This window comes from Phycicoccus avicenniae, from assembly GCF_050496545.1.
GTDB classification, from domain to species: Bacteria; Actinomycetota; Actinomycetes; order Actinomycetales; family Dermatophilaceae; genus Phycicoccus; species Phycicoccus avicenniae_A.
The window spans coordinates 1-20,990 of the sequence record NZ_JBNVZV010000032.1 but is presented as its reverse complement, the minus strand read 5'-3'; the positions used below and the strand labels follow the sequence as shown (position 1 = coordinate 20,990).

Genomic DNA, 20,990 nt, shown 5'->3' with positions numbered 1-20,990 from the left:
CGGTGCTCGAGTCCGCCGAGGCGCTCGTCGCCGAGCACGCCGCGCTCGAGCGCGAGATGGCCGACCCCGAGGTCGCCTCCGACCCCGACCGCAGCCGCGAGGTGGCCAAGCGCTACGCGGCGCTCGGCCCGACCGTCGCGGCGCACCAGGCCTGGGTCGCCGCCCGGGACGACCTCGGCGCAGCCCGTGAGCTGGCCGCCGAGGACGCCGCGTTCGCCGACGAGGTGCCGGCCCTCGAGGAGACGCTGACCGCCGCCGAGGACCGCCTGCGTCGCCTCCTCGTGCCGCGCGACCCCGAGGACGACCGCGACGTCATCCTCGAGGTCAAGGCGGGGGAGGGCGGCGAGGAGTCCGCGCTGTTCGCCGGCGACCTGCTGCGGATGTACCTGCGGCACGCCGAGCGCCGGGGCTGGCGCACCGAGGTCCTCGACGCCACCGAGTCCGACCTCGGCGGCTACAAGGACGTGCGGGTCTCCGTGAAGTCGCGCGGCACACCGCAGCCCGGCGAGGCGCCGTGGGCGCGGCTGAAGTTCGAGGGCGGCGTGCACCGCGTGCAGCGCGTGCCCGTCACCGAGAGCCAGGGCCGCATCCACACCTCGGCCGCCGGGGTCTGGGTGATGCCCGAGGCCGAGGAGGTCGAGGTGGTCATCGACCCGAACGACCTGCGCATCGACGTCTTCCGCTCCAGCGGTCCGGGCGGCCAGAGCGTCAACACCACCGACTCCGCCGTGCGCATCACCCACCTGCCGACCGGGTTGGTCGTCTCCTGCCAGAACGAGAAGAGCCAGCTCCAGAACCGTGAGGCCGCGCTGCGCGTGCTGCGGGCCCGGCTCCACCAGCAGGCGATGGACGAGCGGAACGCCGCCGACGCCTCGGTGCGGGCGAGCCAGGTGCGCACCGTCGACCGCTCCGAGCGGATCCGCACCTACAACTTCCCCGAGAACCGGGTGAGCGACCACCGCACCGGCTACAAGGCGCACAACCTCGACGCCGTGCTCGACGGCGACCTCGACCCCGTCGTCCAGTCGGCCGTCGACGCCGACGAGGCCGCCCGGCTCGCCGCGATCGCCGAGCGATGACCCTCACCGTCGACGCGCTGCTCGCCGCGGCCCGCGCCGACCTCGCGGCCGTGGGCATCGCCTCTCCGGACGCCGATGCCGTCGAGCTGCTGGGGTTCGTCCTCGGCACCGACGCCGGGGGAGTGCGGCGGATGGCCGTCCTGCGCACCCCGGTAGGGGAGGCGGACGTGGCGCGCCTCGAGGACCTCCTCGCCGAGCGCCGCGAGCGCGTGCCGCTGCAGCACCTCACCGGGCGGGCCGCCTTCCGCCACCTGGTGCTGGCCGTCGGCCCGGGCGTATTCGTGCCCCGCCCGGAGACCGAGGTGGTCGCCGGGCTGGCCCTCGAGGCCGCTCGCGCGGCCGGGGACACCCCGCTCGTCGTCGACCTCTGCACCGGCTCGGGCGCCATCGCCCTGGCCGTCAAGGACGAGCTGCCGGCGGCCACCGTGCACGCCGTCGAGCTCTCCGACCTCGCGCACGGGTGGGCGGTCGCCAACCGCGACCGGCTCGGGCTCGACGTCGAGGTGCTGCTCGGCGACGCCACGAGCGCCTTCCCCGAGCTCGAGGGGATGGTCGACGTCGTCGTGAGCAACCCGCCCTACATCCCCGACGGTGCCGTGCCGCTCGACCCCGAGGTGCGCGACCACGACCCCGAGGTCGCGCTCTACGGGCGCTCGGCCGACGGCCTGGCGGTGCCGCTGGCGGTGGCCGCCCGCGCGGCGGTGCTGCTGCGCCCCGGGGGCGTGCTCGTCATGGAGCACGCCGACAGCCAGGGCGAGAAGCTGCCGGCCGGGCTGCGGGCCACCGGCGCGTGGACCGAGGTCGTCGACCACCCCGACCTCTCGGGCCGGCCCCGCGCCACCGTCGCCGTCCGCGCGCCCTGACGGTCGCCCGCCACTCCGCGCCTCAGAGACGCGGCAGGACGAACCAGAGGACGGCGACGATGACGAGGACGCCGAGGCCGGTCCAGGCCAGGCCCGAGTAGCGCTGCATGCGACCATCCTGCCCGCTGCGACGCGCCAACCGCCTCCGGGCCGGCGGAGCGGCGCGTCCTAGGCTGGCCCCATGAGCCCGGTCTTCGACTGCACCACCGAGAGCGGGCGCGCCGACGCCCTGCCGAAGGTCGCCGAGGGTGTCCGGCGCGGAGCACTCGTCGTGCTGCCCACCGACACCGTCTACGGCATCGGCGCGGACGCCTTCAGCCACGACGCCGTCCGCGACCTGCTCGACGCCAAGGGCCGCGGCCCCGACATGCCCCCGCCGGTGCTCGTCCCGGAGGAGCGCACGCTCGAGGGCCTGGCCACCGAGGTGCCCGAGTACGCGCGGGCGCTGGTCCGCGCCTTCTGGCCCGGGCCGCTGACGATCGTGCTGCGGGCGCAGCCCTCGCTCGCGTGGGACCTCGGGGAGACCGGCGGCACGGTCGCCCTGCGGATGCCCGACGACGAGGTCGCCCTCGCCCTCCTCCAGGAGGTCGGGCCGATGGCGGTCAGCAGCGCCAACCGGCACGGGCACCCGGCCAGCCGCACCGTCCTCGACGCCGCGAGCCAGCTCGGCGCGGCCGTCGAGTTCTACCTCGACGGCGGCCCGAGCACCGGCGGCCTCGCCTCGACCATCGTCGACTGCACGCGCGAGGAGCCGAGCATCCTGCGGCTCGGCGCGCTCTCGGAGCAGGAGGTGATGGACGTCGTCGAGCGGGCCCGCGCCGACGCCCTAGAGTTGTCGCGCGCCGACGAGGCCGACGCGGGTGCCGAGACCGGTGCACCGAACCAGGACGAGCCGCGGGAGACCAGCGACGATGACTGACACGTTCTACGGATCCGACTTCGACGCGCTCGCCGCGTTCGACCCCGACATCGCCGGGGTCCTGGTCTCCGAGCTCGGTCGGCTGCGGGGTGGGCTGCAGCTCATCGCCAGCGAGAACTTCTCCAGCCCCGAGGTGCTCACTGCACTCGGTTCGACGCTCTCGAACAAGTACGCCGAGGGCTACCCCGGCCGCCGGTACTACGGCGGGTGCTCCGAGGTCGACGTGGCCGAGAGCCTGGCCATCGAGCGGTGCAAGACCCTCTTCGCCGCCGACCACGCCAACGTCCAGCCGCACTCGGGCGCCAGCGCGAACCAGGCCGTGTACGGCGCGTTCCTCAAGCCCGGCGAGACCATCCTCGCGATGAGCCTCCCGCACGGCGGCCACCTGACGCACGGCACGAAGGTCTCGTTCTCCGGCAAGTGGTTCGACGCCGTCCACTACGGCGTCGACAAGGACACCGAGGACATCGACTACGACCAGGTCGAGCAGCTCGCGCGCGAGCACCGCCCGAAGGTCATCCTCGCCGGGGGCTCGGCCATCCCGCGCACCATCGACTTCGCGCGCTTCCGCGCCATCGCCGACGAGGTCGGCGCGATCTTCTGGGTCGACGCCGCGCACTTCATCGGCCTCGTCGCCGGGAAGGCCATCGAGAGCCCGGTGCCGTACGCCGACGTCGTGTCGTTCACGACCCACAAGGTGCTGCGCGGCCCGCGCTCGGGCGCCATCGTCTGCCGCGAGGAGCACGCCGCCGCCATCGACAAGGCCGTCTTCCCGATGATGCAGGGCGGCCCGCAGATGCACACCATCGCCGCGAAGGCCGTGAACTTTAAGGAGTGCGCCACCCCCGAGTACGCCGCGTACACGCGCCAGGTCGTCGCCAACGCCGCGGTGCTCGCGCAGTCGCTGGGGGAGCACGGCATCCGGCCCACCACCGGCGGCACCGACACCCACCTGAGCCTCCACGACCTCCAGCCGGTCATGGTCACCGGTGTCGACGCCGAGGCCCGCGCCGACGCCGCGGGGATCACCTTGAACAAGAACGCGATCCCGTTCGACCCGCAGAAGCCGAACATCGCCTCGGGCATCCGCGTCGGCACCCCGTGCGTCACGACGCAGGGGATGGGCGAGGACCAGATGCGCACCGTCGCCGCGCTCATCGCGAAGGCCGTGACCGAGGGCGACGCCGACCCCGAGCACGCCGTCTCGCGCGAGGTGCGGGGCCAGGTCACCGACCTCGTCGAGGCGTTCCCGGCGTACCCGCGGCCCGGCGCCTGAGCGCGGGGGCGCCGCGACCGTGTCCGACCCCTCGCCCGCGACCCGGCCGGAGCCGCGCCTGCTCACCCGGCTGAACCGCCGCGGGTTCCGCCTCGTCATGCTCCTCGACGGCCTCGCCGTCCTCGGGCTGGCCGTGGCGGTCATGCTCTACCGCTTCGGCGCGCCCGCGTCGTGGCCGACGTACAACACCGGCGCGTACGCCGTCTCGTTCGTCGTGTCGAGCCTGGTCTTCCTCGTCGCGTACTACTTCGGCGGGCTCTACGAGCGCGAGCCGCGGCTCGGGGGAGCAGCGGTGCTGCCCAAGGCGGCCCGGCTCTCCCTCGCGGCCGGCAGCTTCGTGGCGCTGCTCAACCTGGCGCTCGGCGGCCTGCTGCGGCAACGGGGCTCGCTCATCGAGCGGGCGCTGCCGTTCCCGATCACCAACCTCGTCGCCGTCATCGTCCTGGCCGGTGTGGCCGTGGCGGTCAACCGCGCGGTCGTCCAGTGGCTGCGCACACGGCGCGAGGGGCCGCCGCGGGTGGTCCTCGCGGGCACGCCGGCCGACATCGGCCTGGCCCGTGAGCACCTCGCGGCCAACGACTCGACGCTGGAGGTGGTCGGCGAGGTCGACGACCCGCACACCGTCGTCGACGCCGTCGAGCACACCCGCGCCACCGACGTCCTGCTGCTCACGGCCGCGTGGCTCGACGACTGGTACCCGCGCACCATCGGGCGCCTCGACCGGCAGGACGCCACCGTGCTGCTGCGCGTGGGCGGGCGCGAGACGCTCTTCGGCCTGGACCGGCTGCGCGAGGTGGCCGGCCTGCCCTTCGTGCTCCTCCAGGCCCAGACGATGGCGCCCTCGCAGCGGCACTTCAAGCGCCTCCTGGACCTGCTGCTCGTCGTCCTCACCGCGCCCGTCTGGCTGCTCCTGCTCGGGGGGACGGCGCTGCACCAGCTGGTCGTCGCCGGCCGGCCCCTGCTGTTCCGGCAGACGCGCGTCGGGGTCGGTGGGGAGACCTTCGAGATGGTCAAGTTCCGCACCATGCGGCTCGATGCCGAGGTCGACGGCGGCGCGCAGCTCTCCACCGGCACCGGCGACCCGCGGGTCATCCCGGCCTGCCGCTGGGTGCGGGCCACGCGCGCCGACGAGCTGCCGCAGATCCTGCACATCCTCACCGGCCGGATGTCGGTCGTCGGGCCGCGGCCCGAGCGCCCCGAGCTGACCGCGGGGTTCGAGAAGGAGATCGCCGGGTACACCCGCCGGCACGAGGTGCCCCCGGGGCTGACCGGTCTGGCCCAGATCCACGGGCGGTACCACACCGACGCCGAGTACAAGCTCGGCTACGACCTGCAGTACCTCGTCAACTGGTCCCCGGTGCTCGACCTCGAGATCATCGTCCGCACCATCTGGGTCGTCCTCGCGCGACGGGTCTGACCTGCACCTTTGGCATGACGAAGGGCTTGTGATAACTTTCACAAGCCGTCCGGAACCACCTCCGCCACGACCACCGAAGAGGCCGATCGTCGATGACCGACCGCCCCGAGAACACCGTCGCCACCGCCGGCGCCCCGTTCGCGGTCATGCTCCGGGGCGCGCTCGTCCCGGCCAGCGTCGCCGGGGCCCTGACGGTCGTCGTGCTCACCGCCGTGCGGGGTCTCGACGCCCTCCCGGGCTCGCTGCTCGGCCTCGCGGTCTCCATCGGCTTCTTCGCCTCGGGGATGTTCCTGCTCAGCCGGCTCGTCCGCAGCGCCAGCCCGCACGCCTTCCTCGCCGTCGCGATGGCCGTCTACCTGGCCCAGATCCTCGTGCTGCTCGTGTTCTTCATCGTCTTCCGGAACGCCTCCTGGGTCGACGGCACGGCCCTCGCGCTCACCGCGCTCGTCGTCACCCTCGCCTGGCAGGCCTTCGCCTGGCGGGCCATGCGCACCGCCCGACTGCCCGTCTACGACGAGCCCGCCGAGGACCCGGAGCAGGGCCGATGAGCCCGTCCGGGGCCCGGGGTCCCGCCGTCGCGACCACCTCCGGGGGTCGGGTAGCGTACGTCCAGTCCACCCGGGCGCCCGTCGTCGGCGCCCGTGACATCCCCGAGGAGAAGGTGTGAGCCCGACCGTGGTCTCCGCTAGCTGGCTGCCCGCTGCCGTCGCCACCGCCGAAGGCGGGGAGGGCGGCTTCCAGACGCCCGGCGTCGCGGACTTCTGGTGGCCGGTCATCCCCTTCGACGGGACCGGCGCCTGGGCCATCACCCGCCCGGCGATCGTCCTGCTCATCTCGGTGGGTCTGCTCGCCTGGTTCTACGTCGGCGCTACCCGCAAGCTGACGGTCGTGCCGAGCAAGAGCCAGTTCATGGTCGAGGGCTCGTACAACTTCGTGCGCAACACCATCGGCCGCGACATCATCGGCTCCAAGGACTTCCTGCAGTTCGTCCCGCTGCTGCTCACCCTCTTCACGCTCATCCTCGTGAACAACGTGTTCGGCATCGTGCCGTTCATCCAGTTCCCCACGATGAGCCGGGTCGGCATCCCGATCGTCCTGACGCTCATCGTCTACGTCGTCTACCACACGGTCGCGATCCGCCGGAAGCACGGCGTCCTGCCCTACTTCAAGAGCCTCATCCCCCCGGGCCTGCCCGGCTGGCTGAAGCCGATCCTCTTCGGCCTCGAGTTCCTCACGTACTTCGTGATCCGGCCGCTGACGCTCGCGCTGCGACTCTTCGGCAACATGCTCGCCGGCCACCTCATGCTGCTCGTCTTCATCATCGGCGGCGAGTACCTGCTCCTCGAGGGCGACAACCTCTTCCTCAACTTCTCGGGCGCGCTCTCCTTCGCCTTCTCCATCGGGATGACGTTCTTCGAGCTCCTCATCGAGTTCCTCCAGGCGTTCATCTTCACCCTCCTCGCCGCGCTGTACATCAGCGACGCGGTGAGCGAGCACCACTGACCCCCGGCTCCGGCCGGTAGCACGACCCCCGCTCCACCCTCGACGTCGGGACAGGCCCGGCGCCACCGAAAGGAACACACGACATGTACGGCTCCATCGCCTACCTCGGCTACGGTCTCGCCGCGATCGGCCCCGGCATCGGTGTCGGCCTGATCTTCGCCGCCTACATCAACGGTGTGGCCCGTCAGCCCGAGGCCCGCGGCATGCTCCAGACCATCGCCTTCACCGGCATGGCGATCACGGAGGCGCTGGCCATCCTCGGTCTCGTCTTCGCCTTCGTCTTCCAGGGCACCAACCCCAACTGACGCGGGTCGCGCACGGACCGCACCCGCTCGAACCTGAACCGACGAGATAAGGACGCGATGTGATCACCGCATCCGTAGTTGCCGCCGCCGACGGGGAGCCCCACGGCTTCCCCTCGGGCTTCCCGCTGCTCCCGCAGCCGGCCGAGATGATCATCGGGCTCATCGCCTTCGGCATCCTGTACTGGCTGTACAAGACCAAGGTCGTGCCGCGCCTCGAGGAGCTCTACGAGGAGCGCGCCGCCGCGATCGAGGGCGGCATGCAGCAGGCGGAGCAGGCCCAGGCCGAGGCCAAGGCCGCGCTGGAGCAGTACACCGCCCAGCTCGCCGAGGCCCGCACCGAGGCCAACGAGATCCGCGAGTCGGCCCGTGAGCAGGGCGCCTCGATCGTCGCCGAGATGCGCGCCCAGGCCCAGGCCGAGGCGACCCGCATCACGGAGGCGGCCAAGCGCCAGGTCGAGGCCGAGCGCCAGCAGGCGGTCGTCCAGCTGCGCCAGGAGGTCGGGACGCTCTCGACCGCCCTCGCGAGCAAGATCGTCGGCGAGTCGCTCGAGGACGAGGTGCGCCAGAACGGCATCGTCGACCGGTTCCTCGCCGAGCTCGAGGCCGGCGAGGTCGCGCCCGAGAAGGTCACCCCGGCCGGGCAGGACGCCTGATGCGTGGGTCGTCGCGCGCCTCGGGCCGCACTGCACAGGACGCGCTCGACGCGGCCCTGCGGGGCGGCACGGACGCGGGCTCGCTCGCCGAGGAGCTCTTCGCGGTGACCGGTGTCGTCGAGGGCACCGCGTCGCTGCGTCGGGCCCTCGCCGACCCGTCGCGCGAGTCGTCGGACAAGGCGGGCCTGGCCCGGTCCCTGTTCGGCGGCAAGGTGGGCGCCCCGACGAGCGAGCTCGTCGAGGTCGTCGTGGCCCAGCGCTGGGCCGCCGAGCGCGACCTCGGCGACACCCTCGAGAGCCTCGCCGTCCAGGCGCTGCTCGCGGGGGCCGAGTCCGCCGGGCGCATCGACCGCGTCGAGGACGAGCTGTTCCGCTTCGAGCGGATCGTCGCCGCCGACCCCTCGCTGCGCGACACGCTCTCCAGCCGCAACACGGACTCGGCCGGCAAGGCCGGTCTGGTCCACACCCTCCTCGACGCCAAGGCCGCCCCGGAGACGGTGCGCCTCGCCGAGCAGGCCGTGCGCGTGCCCCGCGGACGCCGGCTCGACGCGGTGATGGCGGCCTACCTCCACCTCGCCTCGCAGCGACGTGACGAGCTGACCGCGCTCGTGACGGCCGCGGGCGACCTGAGCGAGCAGCAGCAGGCCCGCCTGCGCAGTGCGCTCGAGAAGCACTACGGCAAGCCCGTGGCCCTCCAGGTCGTCCGCGACCCGGCCGTCATGGGCGGCATCCGGGTCCAGGTCGGCGACGAGGTCGTCGACGGCACGGTGCTGCGACGCCTCGACGAGGCCCGCCGGCACGTCACCGGGGGCTGACCCGCCGCTCGCGGCACACAACCGAACACGCACCACCCACCAGAACTTCGGCCCCACAGGGGGCCGGTGACCGAGGAGAAGATCACCCATGACGGAGCTCTCGATCCGCCCGGACGAGATCCGGGACGCGCTGGACAGCTACGTGCGCTCCTACGAGCCGGGCGCCGCCTCGCGCGAAGAGGTCGGCCGCGTCACCGACGCCGGTGACGGCATCGCGCACGTCGAGGGCCTGCCCTCGGCGATGACCAACGAGCTGCTCCAGTTCGAGGACGGCACGCTGGGCCTCGCGCTCAACCTCGACGTCCACGAGATCGGTGTCGTCATCCTCGGTGACTTCTCCGCCATCGAGGAGGGCCAGGAGGTCAAGCGCACGGGCGAGGTCCTCTCGGTCCCCGTCGGCGACGCCTTCCTCGGTCGCGTCGTCGACCCGCTCGGCACGCCCATCGACGGCCTCGGCGACATCGCCTCCGACGAGCGCCGCGCCCTCGAGCTGCAGGCCCCCACGGTCGTCCAGCGCAAGTCGGTGCACCAGCCGCTGCAGACCGGCCTGAAGTCCGTCGACGCGATGACGCCGATCGGCCGCGGCCAGCGCCAGCTGATCATCGGCGACCGCCAGACGGGCAAGACCACCGTCGCCGTCGACACGATCATCAACCAGAAGGAGTTCTGGGAGACCGGCGACCCGGAGAAGCAGGTCCGCTGCATCTACGTCGCCATCGGCCAGAAGGGCTCGACCATCGCGTCGGTCCGCGGCACCCTCGAGGAGGCCGGCGCGATGGAGTACACGACCATCGTCGCGGCCCCCGCCTCGGACTCCGCGGGCTTCAAGTACCTCGCCCCCTACACCGGCTCGGCCATCGGCCAGCACTGGATGTACCAGGGCAAGCACGTCCTCATCGTCTTCGACGACCTGTCCAAGCAGGCCGAGGCCTACCGCGCCGTCTCCCTCCTCCTGCGCCGCCCGCCGGGCCGCGAGGCCTACCCGGGAGACGTCTTCTACCTGCACAGCCGGCTGCTCGAGCGCTGCGCGAAGCTCTCCGACGAGCTCGGCGCGGGCTCGATGACCGGCCTGCCGATCATCGAGACCAAGGCCGGTGACGTCTCGGCGTACATCCCGACCAACGTCATCTCGATCACCGACGGCCAGATCTACCTCCAGGCCGACCTGTTCAACGCCAACGTCCGCCCGGCGATCGACGTGGGTGTCTCCGTCTCCCGCGTCGGTGGTGCCGCGCAGATCAAGGCGATGAAGTCGGTCGCGGGCCGCCTCAAGCTCGACCTCGCGCAGTACCGCGCCCTCGAGGCCTTCGCGATGTTCGCCTCCGACCTCGACCCCGCCTCGCGCGCCCAGCTGGCCAAGGGTGCCCGCCTCGTCGAGCTGCTCAAGCAGCCGCAGGCCGCGCCGGTGCCGGTCGAGGAGCAGGTCGTCTCCATCTGGATGGGGACCACGGGCAAGCTCGACAGCGTCGCCGTCGAGGACGTGCGCCGCTTCGAGGCCGAGTTCCTCGACCACCTGCGCCGCACCAAGGGCGACCTCCTCGCGGGCATCCGCGAGACCGGGAAGTTCGAGGAGAGCACCGAGCAGGCGCTCGAGTCCGAGGTCGACACCTTCAAGGCCAAGCTCTTCGACGCCTCCGGCGACGCGGCGGTGCCGGTCAACGACGAGGGCGAGGACGGCAGCGAGGCGATGGACTCCGACCAGGAGCAGATCGTCCGGCAGAAGCGCTGAGCCCCCGGTCCACCGAGCGAACACCACGAAAGGCGGGATGACATGGGAGCGCAGATCCGGGAGTACCGGCAGCGCATCCGGGCCGTCAGCTCGACGAAGAAGATCACCCGGGCGATGGAGCTCATGGCCGCTGCCCGCGTCGTCAAGGCGCAGGAGGCGGTGCGCGAGTCCACGCCGTACGCCCGGGCGCTGACGCGCGCGGTCTCCGCGGTCGCGACGTTCTCCAACGAGGACCACCCGCTGACCTCGGAGAAGGAGGACGTGCGCCGCGCCGCGGTCGTCATCATGACCTCCGACCGCGGTCTGGCCGGCGCCTACTCGTCCTCGGTCCTCAAGGAGAGCGAGCGCCTCGTCGCCCGCCTGCGCGAGGAGGGCAAGGAGGTCGTCCCGTACCTCCTCGGCCGCAAGGCGATCGGGTTCTACAAGTTCCGCCACCGTGAGTTCGCGGCGGAGTGGAGCGGGTTCTCCGAGAAGCCGACCTTCGACGTCGCCCGCGAGGTGGGGGAGCGGCTCGTCGCCGACTTCACCACGGCCACCGACGAGGGCGGCATCGACGAGGTGCACGTCGTCTTCACGCGCTTCGTCTCGATGGTCACCCAGGAGCCCGAGGTCATCCGCCTCCTGCCCCTGGAGGTCGTCGAGGGCGAGGAGAAGCCGGCCGCCGAGGACCTCCTGCCGCTCTACGACTTCGAGCCGGGGGCCGCGCAGGTCCTCGACGCGCTGCTGCCGAAGTACGTCAACGCGCGGCTGTTCAACTGCATGCTCCAGGCCGCCGCCTCCGAGCTCGCCGCCCGCCAGCGCGCGATGAAGTCGGCGACGGACAACGCCGAGGAGCTCGTCAAGAAGTACACCCGTCTGGCCAACCAGGCGCGCCAGGCCGAGATCACCCAAGAGATCAGCGAAATCGTCGGTGGCGCCAGCGCGCTGGCCGAGAGCAAGTGAGAGAGAGACCCATGACTGCCACTGTCACCGAGAAGAGCGAGGCCGCCGCCGCCGGCGGTGTCGGCCGGATCTCCCGCATCATCGGCCCGGTCGTCGACGTCGAGTTCCCCGTCGACGCGATGCCCGAGCAGTACAACCTGCTGACCACCGAGGTCGAGATCGGTGGCGAGAAGAAGGCCCTCAACCTCGAGGTCGCCCAGCACATCGGCGACAACATGGTCCGTGCCATCTCGCTGCAGCCCACCGACGGCCTCGTGCGCGGCACCGCCGTGCAGGACACCGGCGGCCCGATCACCGTGCCCGTCGGCGACGTCACGCTCGGCAAGGTGTTCAACACCACCGGCGAGGTCATGAACCTCGAGGAGGGCGAGCGCTTCGAGGTCAACGAGCGCTGGGGCATCCACCGCAAGGCCCCGGCCTTCGACCAGCTCGAGTCCAAGACCCAGATGTTCGAGACCGGCATCAAGGTCATCGACCTGCTCACCCCGTACGTCCAGGGCGGCAAGATCGGCCTGTTCGGCGGTGCGGGCGTCGGCAAGACCGTCCTCATCCAGGAGATGATCGCCCGCGTCGCCCGCGACCACGGTGGTGTCTCGGTGTTCGCCGGTGTCGGCGAGCGCACCCGTGAGGGCAACGACCTCATGGTCGAGATGGAGGAGGCCGGCGTCCTCGGCCAGACCGCCCTCGTGTTCGGCCAGATGGACGAGCCGCCGGGCACCCGCCTGCGCGTCGCCCTCTCGGCCCTGACGATGGCCGAGTACTTCCGCGACGTCCAGAAGCAGGACGTGCTCCTCTTCATCGACAACATCTTCCGGTTCACCCAGGCCGGCTCGGAGGTCTCGACGCTGCTGGGCCGCATGCCCTCCGCCGTCGGCTACCAGCCGACCCTCGCCGACGAGATGGGCACGCTCCAGGAGCGGATCACCTCGACGCGTGGTCACTCGATCACCTCGATGCAGGCGATCTACGTCCCCGCCGACGACTACACCGACCCGGCGCCGGCCACGACGTTCGCCCACCTGGACGCCACGACCGAGCTGTCGCGCGAGATCGCCTCGCTCGGCATCTACCCGGCCGTGGACCCGCTGACCTCCACCTCGCGCATCCTGGACCGCCGGTACATCGCCGACGACCACTACAACACCGCGCTGCGCGTCAAGGGGATCCTCCAGCGCAACAAGGAGCTCCAGGACATCATCGCGATCCTCGGCATCGACGAGCTCTCCGAGGAGGACAAGGTCCTCGTCAACCGGGCCCGCCGCCTGCAGCGCTTCCTGTCGCAGAACACCTACGTCGCGAAGCAGTTCACGGGCATCGAGGGCTCGACGGTCTCCCTGGCCGACACCATCGAGGGCTTCACGAAGATCTGCGACGGCGACTTCGACCACGTCGGTGAGCAGGCGTTCTTCATGTGCGGTGGCCTCGACGACGTCGAGCGCCAGTGGGCCGAGATCCAGAAGAACCTCTGATGGCCCTCCAGGTCGAGCTCGTCGCCGCGGACCGTCGCGTCTGGGAGGGCGAGGCGAGCCAGATCAGCGCCCGCTCCATCGAGGGTGACCTCGGCGTGCTGCCCGGCCACCAGCCGATGCTCTGCGTCCTCGCCGAGGGCGAGGTCCGCATCAACGCCGGAGGCTGGAAGACGGCGGTGGTCGACGGCGGCTTCCTGTCGGTCGACCACGACCGGGTGACCATCGTCGCCGAGTCGGTCGACGCCTCGGGCATGGGTTCCTGACGTAGTCGGGCGGGGACGGGCACCGGATGGACGCACTGGTCGTATCCGAGCTCGTCCTCGCCCTCGTCGTCCTCATCGTCGTCGGCGCGCTCACCTTCGTGTGGGCGCGCCGTCGCTACATCTCGGGGGACGGCCGGCCGGTGATGCTCTGCGCGCTGCGCAAGGAGCCCGGCGCCCGCTGGCGGCTCGGGCTGGCGCGGCTCGGTGCCGAGCGCTTCGAGTGGTTCTCGATCGTCGGGCCGTCCCTGCGCCCCGAGGTATCCTGGCTGCGCGGTGAGGTCGAGCTCGGGTCGCCGCACCCGACCGCCGACGTCATCCCCGGTCTGGCGGAACCGGTCTCGGTCACGGGAACCGCGGCGGGGCGCACCTGCGAGTTCGCGTTCGTGCCGGCGGCCTACACGGCGGTGCGGGCCTGGCTGGAGTCCAGCCCGCCCGGCTTCAACGTCAACGTCGCCTGACGCGCGCCGGCGCAATGCGCACACTCTCTCCACCCCACTTATTGCGCAATGGCCACCTCCCGGGGCCCTCAGGAGCCTCCCGGAGGTGGCGGATGCGCAATACGTCGGGTGCGTGGGGCGGGGTCAGCGCTCGGGGGCGGCCTCGCGGCCACCGCCCGGGGCCCACAGCACGTCCCCGCCGGCCTCGACGTTGGCGGTGCGGGCCAGCACGAAGAGCAGGTCCGAGAGCCGGTTGAGGTACTGCGCGGTCGTCGGGTTGACGCCGCCCTCGCCGCGGCCGGACCCCGGCTCGGTGCCGTACTCCTCGATGGCCGCCCACGTGGAGCGCTCGGCGCGGCGCACGACGGTCAGCGCCTGGTGCAGGTACGCCGACCCCGGGGTGCCGCCGGGGAGGATGAACGAGCGCAGCTTCTCCAGGGGCTCGAGCCACCGGTCGCAGTCGGCCTCGAGCTCGGCGACCCACTCCTCCTTGACCCGCAGCGGCGGGTACTCGTAGGACTCCTGGACCGGGGTCGCGAGGTCGGCGCCGACGTCGAAGAGGTCGTTCTGCACGCGCAGCAGGACGGTGCGCACCTCGACCGGGAGGTCCCCGCAGGCCAGGGCCACCCCGAGGGCGGCGTTGGCCTCGTTGGCGTCGGCGTAGGCGGCCAGCCGCAGGTCGGTCTTGCGGGTCCGGCTGAGGTCGCCGAGGGCGGTGGACCCGTCGTCGCCGGTCCGGGTGTAGATCCGGGTGAGGTTGACCATGGGCCCAGCCTGTCAGACCCGGTGCGGCCACCCGATGCTGGCCGGAAGGTGACAATGTCCAGTTGTTGCCGAAACGTGACCGTGGTGGGTGGACCGCCGCTCCGGCGTGCGACTGAATGGGGGCACACGACGTCGTGGAGAGGGGGAGCACGTGGCCGACCAGGGGGACACCGTCGTCACGATCACCGAGCACCAGCACGCCGCAGGGGTGCTCGTGGTGCTCAACGGACGGCTCGACACCCGCACCGTCCCGGACGTGCGGCTCACGCTGCACCGGCTCGTCGCCGACGGCTCGGACGCCGTCCTCCTCGACCTCGGGCAGGTCGAGATCGGGGACGCGACGGGTCTGGGTCTCGTCGTCGAGCTGCGGCGTCGGGCGCGGCGCGCCGGCCGCTCGCTCCACGTCGTGGCGGCCGACGACCGCACCCGACGGCTGCTGCGGCGGGCCCGGCTGCACGGGCTCCTCGCGGCCGTCGCCGTGCCGTGCGCCGAGGCCCCGAGCGAGCAGGCCCTCGCCGGCGCCTGAGGGCCCACGACGCGGGTGGCGCGCCTCACGTGTGGGCACTCTCACCGTGCGACGCCCTACCCGGCACGAGGACCCCCGGTTAGCGTTCCCGGCATGTCCGAGAGCAGCGACGCCACCCGCCCGGAGCGGGACCGCCCCTGGGTGATGCGCACCTACGCCGGCCATTCCAGCGCCGCCGCCAGCAACGCGCTCTACCGGCGCAACCTGGCCAAGGGCCAGACCGGTCTCTCGGTCGCCTTCGACCTCCCGACCCAGACCGGCTACGACCCGGACCACCCGCTGGCCCGCGGCGAGGTCGGCAAGGTCGGCGTGCCGATCAGCCACGTCGGTGACATGCGCGCGCTCTTCGCGGACATCCCGCTGTCGACGATGAACACCTCGATGACCATCAACGCCACCGCGATGTGGCTGCTGGCGCTCTACCAGGTGGTCGCCGAGGAGCAGGCCGAGGCGGCGGGGGAGGACCCGGCCGCGGCCGTCCGCGCGCTGGCCGGCACGACGCAGAACGACATCATCAAGGAGTACCTGTCGCGGGGGACGTACGCGTTCCCGCCGGCGCCGTCGATGCGGCTGATCACCGACATGGTCGCCTACACCGTCGCCGACATCCCGAAGTGGAACCCGACCAACATCTGCAGCTACCACCTGCAGGAGGCCGGGGCCACGCCCGTGCAGGAGATCGCCTACGCGATGTCCACGGCGATCGCGGTCCTCGACGCCGTGCGCGACTCCGGGCAGGTGCCGGCCGAGCGCTTCGGTGAGGTCGTCGCCCGGATCTCGTTCTTCGTCAACGCCGGCGTGCGCTTCGTCGAGGAGATGTGCAAGATGCGCGCCTTCGTGCGGCTCTGGGACGAGCTGACCCTCGAGCGCTACGGCGTGCAGGATCCGAAGCACCGCCGGTTCCGGTACGGCGTGCAGGTGAACTCGTTGGGGCTCACCGAGGCCCAGCCCGAGAACAACGTCCAGCGCATCGTCCTCGAGATGCTCGCCGTCACGCTCTCCAAGGACGCCCGTGCCCGCGCGGTGCAGCTGCCGGCCTGGAACGAGGCGCTCGGGCTGCCCCGCCCGTGGGACCAGCAGTGGTCGCTGCGGATGCAGCAGGTGCTCGCCTACGAGTCCGACCTCCTCGAGCACGGCGACCTCTTCGAGGGCTCGGTCGTCGTCGAGGCCAAGGTCGCCGAGCTCGTGGCCGGCGCCAAGGAGGAGATGGCCCGCGTCCGCGAGATGGGTGGGGCCGTCGCCGCCGTCGAGGGCGGCTACATGAAGTCCGAGCTCGTCGCCTCGCACGCGCGGCGCCGGGCCCGCATCGAGGCCGGTGAGGAGGTCGTGGTCGGCGTCAACCGCTTCGAGACCACCGAGCCCAACCCGCTGACCGCCGACCTGACCACCGCCATCCAGACCGTCGACCACGACGTCGAGGACGCCGCCGTCCGGGCCGTGCGGGCCTGGCGCGAGGAGCGCGACGCCGACCCCGCGCGCCGCGAGCGCGCCGCCGCAGCCCTGGAGCGACTGCGCGCCGATGCCGCCACGGACGCCAACCTCGTGCCGGCGACCCTCGAGTGCGCCCGCGCCGGACTGACCACGGGGGAGTGGGCCGGGGCGCTGCGCGAGGTGTTCGGCGAGTTCCGTGCACCCACCGGCGTGAGCGGCTCGGTGGGCACCGGCGCCGGAACGGCCGAGCTCGCCCGGGTGCGCGACCTCGTCCGTTCCACCGGCGACGAGCTCGGCGAGCGGCTGCGCGTCCTCGTCGGCAAGCCCGGCCTCGACGGCCACTCCAACGGCGCCGAGCAGGTGGCCGTGCGCGCCCGCGACGCCGGCTTCGAGGTGGTCTACCAGGGCATCCGGCTGACGCCCGAGCAGATCGTCGGGGCCGCCGTCGCCGAGGACGTGCACCTGGTCGGGCTCTCGATCCTCTCGGGCTCGCACATGGAGCTCGTGCCCGACGTCCTCGAGCGGATGCGCGCCGCCGGCGCGGGCGACGTGCCGGTCATCGTCGGCGGGATCATCCCCGAGGCCGACGCCGTCCGGCTCAAGGAGCTCGGCGTCGCGGAGGTGTTCACCCCGAAGGACTTCGGGCTCACCGAGATCATGGCGCGCTTCGTCGACGTCATCCGCTCCGCCCGGGGGCTGGAGCCCGTGGCGCAGCCCGTCAGCGGCTGAGCGCCTCCGTGAGGGCCTTGCCGAACGCGGGGAGGTCGTCGGGGTTGCGGCTGGTGATGAGGTTGTCGTCGATCACGACCTCGCGGTCCTCCCACGTGGCCCCGGCGTTGCGCAGGTCGGTCTGCAGGCTCGGCCACGAGGTGAGGGTGCGACCGCGCACGACGTCGGCCTCGACGAGGGTCCACGGGGCGTGGCAGATCGCGGCGACGGGCTTGCCCGACTCGACGAAGGTGCGCACGAACGAGACGGCGTCGGAGTCCGTGCGCAGGGCGTCCGGGTTGGCCACGCCGCCGGGCAGGACGAGCGCGTCGTAGTCGCCGACCTCGGCCTCGGCGACGGTGACGTCGACGGGGAAGGTGTCGGCCTTGTCGAGGTGGTCGAAGGCCTGGACCTCGCCGGCCTCGGTCGACACGAGGACCGGCTGGTGCCCGGCGTCCTCGACGGCCTTCCAGGGCTCGGTGAGCTCGACCTGCTCGATGCCCTCGGTGGCGACGAGGAAGGCGACCTTGCGGCGGGAGTTCGTGGTGTCGGTCATGCCGGGCGCCTACCCGGGGGCGCGGTGCACGAAACGGCCGACGGCCACCGTCAGAAGAGGCGGTGCTCGCTGTTGTCGATGCCCTTGAGCGCGTCGTAGTCGAGCACCACGCAGCGGATGCCGCGGTCCTCGGCGAGCGTGCGGGCCTGCGGCTTGATGACCTGGGCCGCGAAGACACCGGTCACCGGCGCGAGGTGCGGGTCGCGGTTCATCAGCTCGAGGTAGCGGGTCAGCTGCTCGACGCCGTCGATCTCGCCACGCCGCTTGATCTCGACGGCGACGTGTCCGCCGGAGGCGTCGCGGCAGAGGATGTCGACCGGCCCGATGGCCGTCATGTACTCGCGGCGGCCGAGCGTCCACCCCTCGCCGAGGGTCGTGATGTGCTCCGCGAGCAGCTTCTGCAGGTGGGCCTCGACGCCGTCCTTGACCAGGCCCGGGTCGACGCCGAGGTCGTGGCTGCTGTCGCTGTGGACCTCGTGGAGGCGGACGCGCAGGCGGTCCTCGGACTTCGCGTGCTGGACGACCCACACCGCCGTCACGCCCTCGGCCGCCTCGGTCTCGTCCGGCTCGACCTCGGCCATCGCGCACGGCGGCGACATCCAGTTGAGCGGCTTGTAGGAGCCGCCGTCGGAGTGCACGAGCACCGAGCCGTCGGCCTTGACGAGGAGGAGACGGGTGGCCAGGGGGAGGTGCGCCGTCAGGCGTCCCTCGTAGTCGACCGAGCACGTCGCGATGACCATCCGCACGAGCGAGAACCCTACCGACCCTCCACATCCCTTGCCGGGGGGTGGGTCCGTTCCGCACACTGGGCGGGAGAGGTGAGGCCGATGAGGGCAGCGCTGGTGCCGGTGTTCTTCGTCGCGCTGCCCGGAACGCTCTTCATCCTCCTCGTGCAGGGCCTGCGCTGGTACAGCGGCGGCCCCACGCCCCGCCCGATGGCCGCGCTCGGCCGCGTCCTGCGCCGGGGCGGCTCCCGGTGGACCGGCGTCCTCGACGGGCTCGAGCGGGTCGGCCTCCTCGACCGCCGCCGTCCCGAACCGGTCCCCACGGTGCTCCTCGTCCTCGAGCTGCGGCGCCTGGCGGGCGAGGTGCGCCGCATCGAGGCCGACGTCCAGCCGCACCCGGCGGCCCGCATCGCCGCGGCGCTCGCGGCCTACGACCACGTCCTCGTCCAGCTGTGCAGCCGCAACGAGGTGCCGACGCCCATCGGCCTGCTGCCGCTCGACCCGCGCGACCGGGTCGGGCTCGAGGCCGAGCTCGTGGCCTCCGGCGTCGACTGGTGACGGGGCTCACGCCGGCCGTCAGCACGCCGCGCGCCGCGGGGTAAGCAGCGTCACGCGGGAGGGCGGTCGTCGCTGCCCGGTGGCTCTGGAAGGATCGCGGCCATGACTCGTGACTTCACCAGCGTCGGTGTGATCGGACTCGGCACGATGGGCGCCGGCATCGTGGAGGTGTTCGCGCGCAACGGCATCGACGTGCTCGCGGTGGAGGTCGACGAGGCCGGCGTGGCCCACGGCCGCGAGATCCTCGCCGGCAGCACCGGCCGCGCCCTCCGCCGCGAGAAGATCACCCAGGAGCAGCACGACGCCCTGCACGCGCGGGTCACCTTCACCACCGCGCTCGAGGACCTCGCCGGCTGCCAGCTCGTCGTCGAGGCCGTGCCCGAGCACCTCGACCTCAAGAAGGAGATCTTCGGCCGGCTCGACCGGATCGTGGCCCCCGAGGCGGTCCTCGCGACCAACACCTCCTCGCTCTCGGTCACCGAGATCGCCGTCGCGACGACCAACCCCAAGCGGGTCGTCGGCATGCACTTCTTCAACCCGGCCCCGGTGCAGCAGTTCGTCGAGGTCATCCGCACCGTCATCACGGCCGACGACGTCTTCGAGGACGTCAGCGCCCTCGCCGAGCGGCTCGGCAAGAAGCCGGTCGTCGTCGGCGACAAGGCGGGGTTCATCGCCAACCGCCTGCTCTTCGGCTACCTCAACCACGCCGTCGCGATGTACGAGGGCCGCTACGCCACCCGCGAGGACCTCGACGCCGCGATGCGCTTCGGCTGCGGCTACCCGATGGGCCCGTTGCAGCTGCTCGACCTCATCGGCATCGACACCGCCTACGAGATCCTCGACACGATGTACAAGCAGGGCCGCGACCGCCTGCACGCGCCGAGCCCGATCATCAAGCAGATGGTGTCGGCGGGGCTGCTTGGCCGGAAGTCCGGGCGCGGGTTCTACACCTACGCCGAGCCGGGCTCGCCCGAGGTCGTGCCCGACGCGCAGACGCCCAGCGGTGGCGTGCCCGCCGGGGTCGCGCTGCGTGAGGTGCGCACGGTCGGCGTCGTCGGCAGCGGCACGATGGCGACGGGCATCATCGAGGTGTTCGCCAAGGCCGGCCACCCGGTCACCTTCGTGGCGCGCTCCGAGGAGAAGGTGGCCGCGGTGCTGACGGCGCTCGGCCGCAGCTGCGCGCGGGCCGTCGAGAAGGGTCGGATGGAGCAGGCCGACGCCGACGCGCTGCTCGGGCGGGTCGTGGGCGCCACGGGGCGCGAGGCGCTGGCCGACGTCGACCTCGTCGTCGAGGCGGTCGCCGAGGACCTCGCCGTCAAGCAGGACCTCTTCCGCGACCTCGACCGGATCTGCAAGCCCGGTGCCGTCCTCGCGACGACCACCTCGTCGCTGCCGATCATCGACTGCGCCAAGGTGACCTCGCGGCCGCAGGACGTCATCGGGATGCACTTCTTCAACCCGGCCCAGGTGATGAAGCTGGTCGAGGTCGTGCACACCGTGACCACCGCACCCGACGTGCTGGCCACCGTGCAGACGCTCTGCGCGACGGTCGGCAAGGTCGCCGTCACGTGCGCGGACCGCAGCGGGTTCATCGTCAACGCGCTGCTCTTCCCCTACCTCAACGACGCCGTGAAGATGCTCGAGGCCAACTACGCCACGGCCGACGACATCGACACCGCGATGAAGACCGGCTGCGGCCTGCCGATGGGGCCCTTCGAGCTGCTCGACGTCGTCGGGCTGGACGTGTCGCTGGCCATCGAGCGCGAGCTGTACGTCGAGTTCCGCGAGCGCGGCTTCGCGCCGGCGCCGCTGCTCGAGCACCTCGTGACGGCCGGGTACCTCGGCCGCAAGAGCGGGCGGGGCTTCCGCACCTACGCCTGAGCGTCCTCACCGGAGGGGGGGGGGGCGGGGGGGGGGGGGGGGGGGCGGGCGGGGCGGGGGGGGGGGGGGGGGGGCGGGGGGGGGGGGGGGGGGGGGGGGGGGGGGGGGGGCCCCTCGAGCCCGGGTTGTAGGTGCCGAAGTACTGCCAGTGCCACGGCTCGGGGTTCGAG

The 20,990-nt window shown here is 72.3% G+C and carries 23 protein-coding genes; 20 read left to right on the top strand and 3 right to left on the bottom strand.

Going from position 1 to position 20,990, the window contains the following annotated elements:
- Positions 1-2: 2 nt before the first annotated feature.
- The 16 genes from prfA to ACQZ2A_RS19335 all read left to right on the top strand — a co-directional run bounded on the left by prfA (position 3) and on the right by ACQZ2A_RS19335 (position 13,691).
- A complete protein-coding gene (gene prfA / locus ACQZ2A_RS19410; RefSeq protein ID WP_430214307.1) occupies positions 3-1,079 on the top strand; it encodes a peptide chain release factor 1 in 1,077 nt (358 codons plus the stop codon).
- Positions 1,076-1,942: a peptide chain release factor N(5)-glutamine methyltransferase gene (gene prmC, locus ACQZ2A_RS19405; protein WP_430214305.1), complete on the top strand. Its 867-nt coding sequence runs from the start codon at positions 1,076-1,078 to the stop codon at positions 1,940-1,942. The genes prfA and prmC overlap by 4 nt, the downstream gene beginning before the upstream one ends.
- A gap of 181 nt (positions 1,943-2,123) precedes the next feature.
- Positions 2,124-2,861: an L-threonylcarbamoyladenylate synthase gene (locus ACQZ2A_RS19400; protein WP_430214304.1), complete on the top strand. Its 738-nt coding sequence runs from the start codon at positions 2,124-2,126 to the stop codon at positions 2,859-2,861.
- Positions 2,854-4,137 (top strand): serine hydroxymethyltransferase, encoded by a 1,284-nt coding sequence (glyA, locus tag ACQZ2A_RS19395; protein WP_430214302.1) that lies wholly within the window; start codon positions 2,854-2,856, stop codon positions 4,135-4,137. The genes ACQZ2A_RS19400 and glyA overlap by 8 nt, the downstream gene beginning before the upstream one ends.
- A gap of 19 nt (positions 4,138-4,156) precedes the next feature.
- On the top strand, positions 4,157-5,554 hold the full coding sequence (locus ACQZ2A_RS19390; RefSeq protein ID WP_430214301.1) for a sugar transferase: 1,398 nt from the start codon (positions 4,157-4,159) through the stop codon (positions 5,552-5,554).
- A 92-nt stretch (positions 5,555-5,646) separates the two neighbouring features.
- On the top strand, positions 5,647-6,102 hold the full coding sequence (locus ACQZ2A_RS19385) for a hypothetical protein (RefSeq protein WP_430214299.1): 456 nt from the start codon (positions 5,647-5,649) through the stop codon (positions 6,100-6,102).
- Positions 6,099-6,221: a hypothetical protein gene (locus tag ACQZ2A_RS19380; protein WP_430214298.1), complete on the top strand. Its 123-nt coding sequence runs from the start codon at positions 6,099-6,101 to the stop codon at positions 6,219-6,221. Before ACQZ2A_RS19385 ends, ACQZ2A_RS19380 begins: the two co-directional genes overlap by 4 nt.
- Positions 6,218-7,057, top strand: a complete 840-nt coding sequence (gene atpB, locus ACQZ2A_RS19375; protein WP_430214296.1) for a F0F1 ATP synthase subunit A — start codon at positions 6,218-6,220, stop codon at positions 7,055-7,057. Before ACQZ2A_RS19380 ends, atpB begins: the two co-directional genes overlap by 4 nt.
- 83 nt (positions 7,058-7,140) lie before the next feature.
- Positions 7,141-7,362 carry an ATP synthase F0 subunit C gene (atpE, locus tag ACQZ2A_RS19370; protein ID WP_030527793.1) on the top strand — a complete coding sequence of 74 codons (222 nt, stop codon included), beginning with the start codon at positions 7,141-7,143 and terminating at the stop codon, positions 7,360-7,362.
- A 59-nt stretch (positions 7,363-7,421) separates the two neighbouring features.
- Positions 7,422-8,015: a F0F1 ATP synthase subunit B gene (locus ACQZ2A_RS19365; protein WP_430214294.1), complete on the top strand. Its 594-nt coding sequence runs from the start codon at positions 7,422-7,424 to the stop codon at positions 8,013-8,015.
- Positions 8,015-8,830 carry a F0F1 ATP synthase subunit delta gene (locus tag ACQZ2A_RS19360; protein ID WP_430214293.1) on the top strand — a complete coding sequence of 272 codons (816 nt, stop codon included), beginning with the start codon at positions 8,015-8,017 and terminating at the stop codon, positions 8,828-8,830. Before ACQZ2A_RS19365 ends, ACQZ2A_RS19360 begins: the two co-directional genes overlap by 1 nt.
- 88 nt (positions 8,831-8,918) lie before the next feature.
- Complete coding sequence (atpA, locus tag ACQZ2A_RS19355; protein ID WP_430214291.1) at positions 8,919-10,559, top strand: F0F1 ATP synthase subunit alpha; 1,641 nt, start codon at positions 8,919-8,921, stop codon at positions 10,557-10,559.
- A 42-nt stretch (positions 10,560-10,601) separates the two neighbouring features.
- Positions 10,602-11,501 carry a F0F1 ATP synthase subunit gamma gene (locus ACQZ2A_RS19350; RefSeq protein ID WP_430214289.1) on the top strand — a complete coding sequence of 300 codons (900 nt, stop codon included), beginning with the start codon at positions 10,602-10,604 and terminating at the stop codon, positions 11,499-11,501.
- Between the two features lie 11 nt (positions 11,502-11,512).
- Positions 11,513-12,970, top strand: a complete 1,458-nt coding sequence (gene atpD / locus ACQZ2A_RS19345; RefSeq protein ID WP_430214287.1) for a F0F1 ATP synthase subunit beta — start codon at positions 11,513-11,515, stop codon at positions 12,968-12,970.
- Positions 12,967-13,233: a F0F1 ATP synthase subunit epsilon gene (locus ACQZ2A_RS19340; protein ID WP_430214338.1), complete on the top strand. Its 267-nt coding sequence runs from the start codon at positions 12,967-12,969 to the stop codon at positions 13,231-13,233. Before atpD ends, ACQZ2A_RS19340 begins: the two co-directional genes overlap by 4 nt.
- Before the next feature lie 26 nt (positions 13,234-13,259).
- Complete coding sequence (locus ACQZ2A_RS19335) at positions 13,260-13,691, top strand: DUF2550 family protein (protein WP_430214285.1); 432 nt, start codon at positions 13,260-13,262, stop codon at positions 13,689-13,691.
- A 123-nt stretch (positions 13,692-13,814) separates the two neighbouring features.
- Here the strand turns inward: ACQZ2A_RS19335 and ACQZ2A_RS19330 are convergent, their stop codons facing one another.
- Complete coding sequence (locus tag ACQZ2A_RS19330) at positions 13,815-14,435, bottom strand: cob(I)yrinic acid a,c-diamide adenosyltransferase (protein ID WP_430214283.1); 621 nt, start codon at positions 14,433-14,435, stop codon at positions 13,815-13,817.
- 151 nt (positions 14,436-14,586) lie between these two features.
- Between ACQZ2A_RS19330 and ACQZ2A_RS19325 the strand changes: the two genes are divergently transcribed.
- On the top strand, positions 14,587-14,961 hold the full coding sequence (locus ACQZ2A_RS19325; RefSeq protein ID WP_430214281.1) for an STAS domain-containing protein: 375 nt from the start codon (positions 14,587-14,589) through the stop codon (positions 14,959-14,961).
- Positions 14,962-15,105: 144 nt separating this feature from the next.
- A complete protein-coding gene (locus tag ACQZ2A_RS19320) occupies positions 15,106-17,121 on the top strand; it encodes a protein meaA (RefSeq protein ID WP_430214337.1) in 2,016 nt (671 codons plus the stop codon).
- Here ACQZ2A_RS19320 and ACQZ2A_RS19315 read toward each other — a convergent pair.
- On the bottom strand, positions 17,111-17,656 hold the full coding sequence (locus tag ACQZ2A_RS19315; RefSeq protein ID WP_430214279.1) for a type 1 glutamine amidotransferase domain-containing protein: 546 nt from the start codon (positions 17,654-17,656) through the stop codon (positions 17,111-17,113). The two genes, ACQZ2A_RS19320 and ACQZ2A_RS19315, sit on opposite strands and share 11 nt — an antisense overlap.
- Before the next feature lie 50 nt (positions 17,657-17,706).
- Positions 17,707-18,402, bottom strand: coding sequence for an endonuclease NucS (nucS, locus tag ACQZ2A_RS19310; protein WP_430214277.1), 696 nt, complete (start codon positions 18,400-18,402; stop codon positions 17,707-17,709).
- Between the two features lie 81 nt (positions 18,403-18,483).
- On the opposite strand from nucS, the gene ACQZ2A_RS19305 reads away from it, so the two are divergent.
- A complete protein-coding gene (locus tag ACQZ2A_RS19305; RefSeq protein WP_430214276.1) occupies positions 18,484-18,939 on the top strand; it encodes a hypothetical protein in 456 nt (151 codons plus the stop codon).
- 102 nt (positions 18,940-19,041) lie between these two features.
- The gene (locus ACQZ2A_RS19300) at positions 19,042-20,820 is read left to right on the top strand and encodes a 3-hydroxyacyl-CoA dehydrogenase family protein (protein WP_430214274.1); all 1,779 of its coding nucleotides are present in this window, start codon (positions 19,042-19,044) and stop codon (positions 20,818-20,820) included.
- Positions 20,821-20,990: the final 170 nt, after the last annotated feature.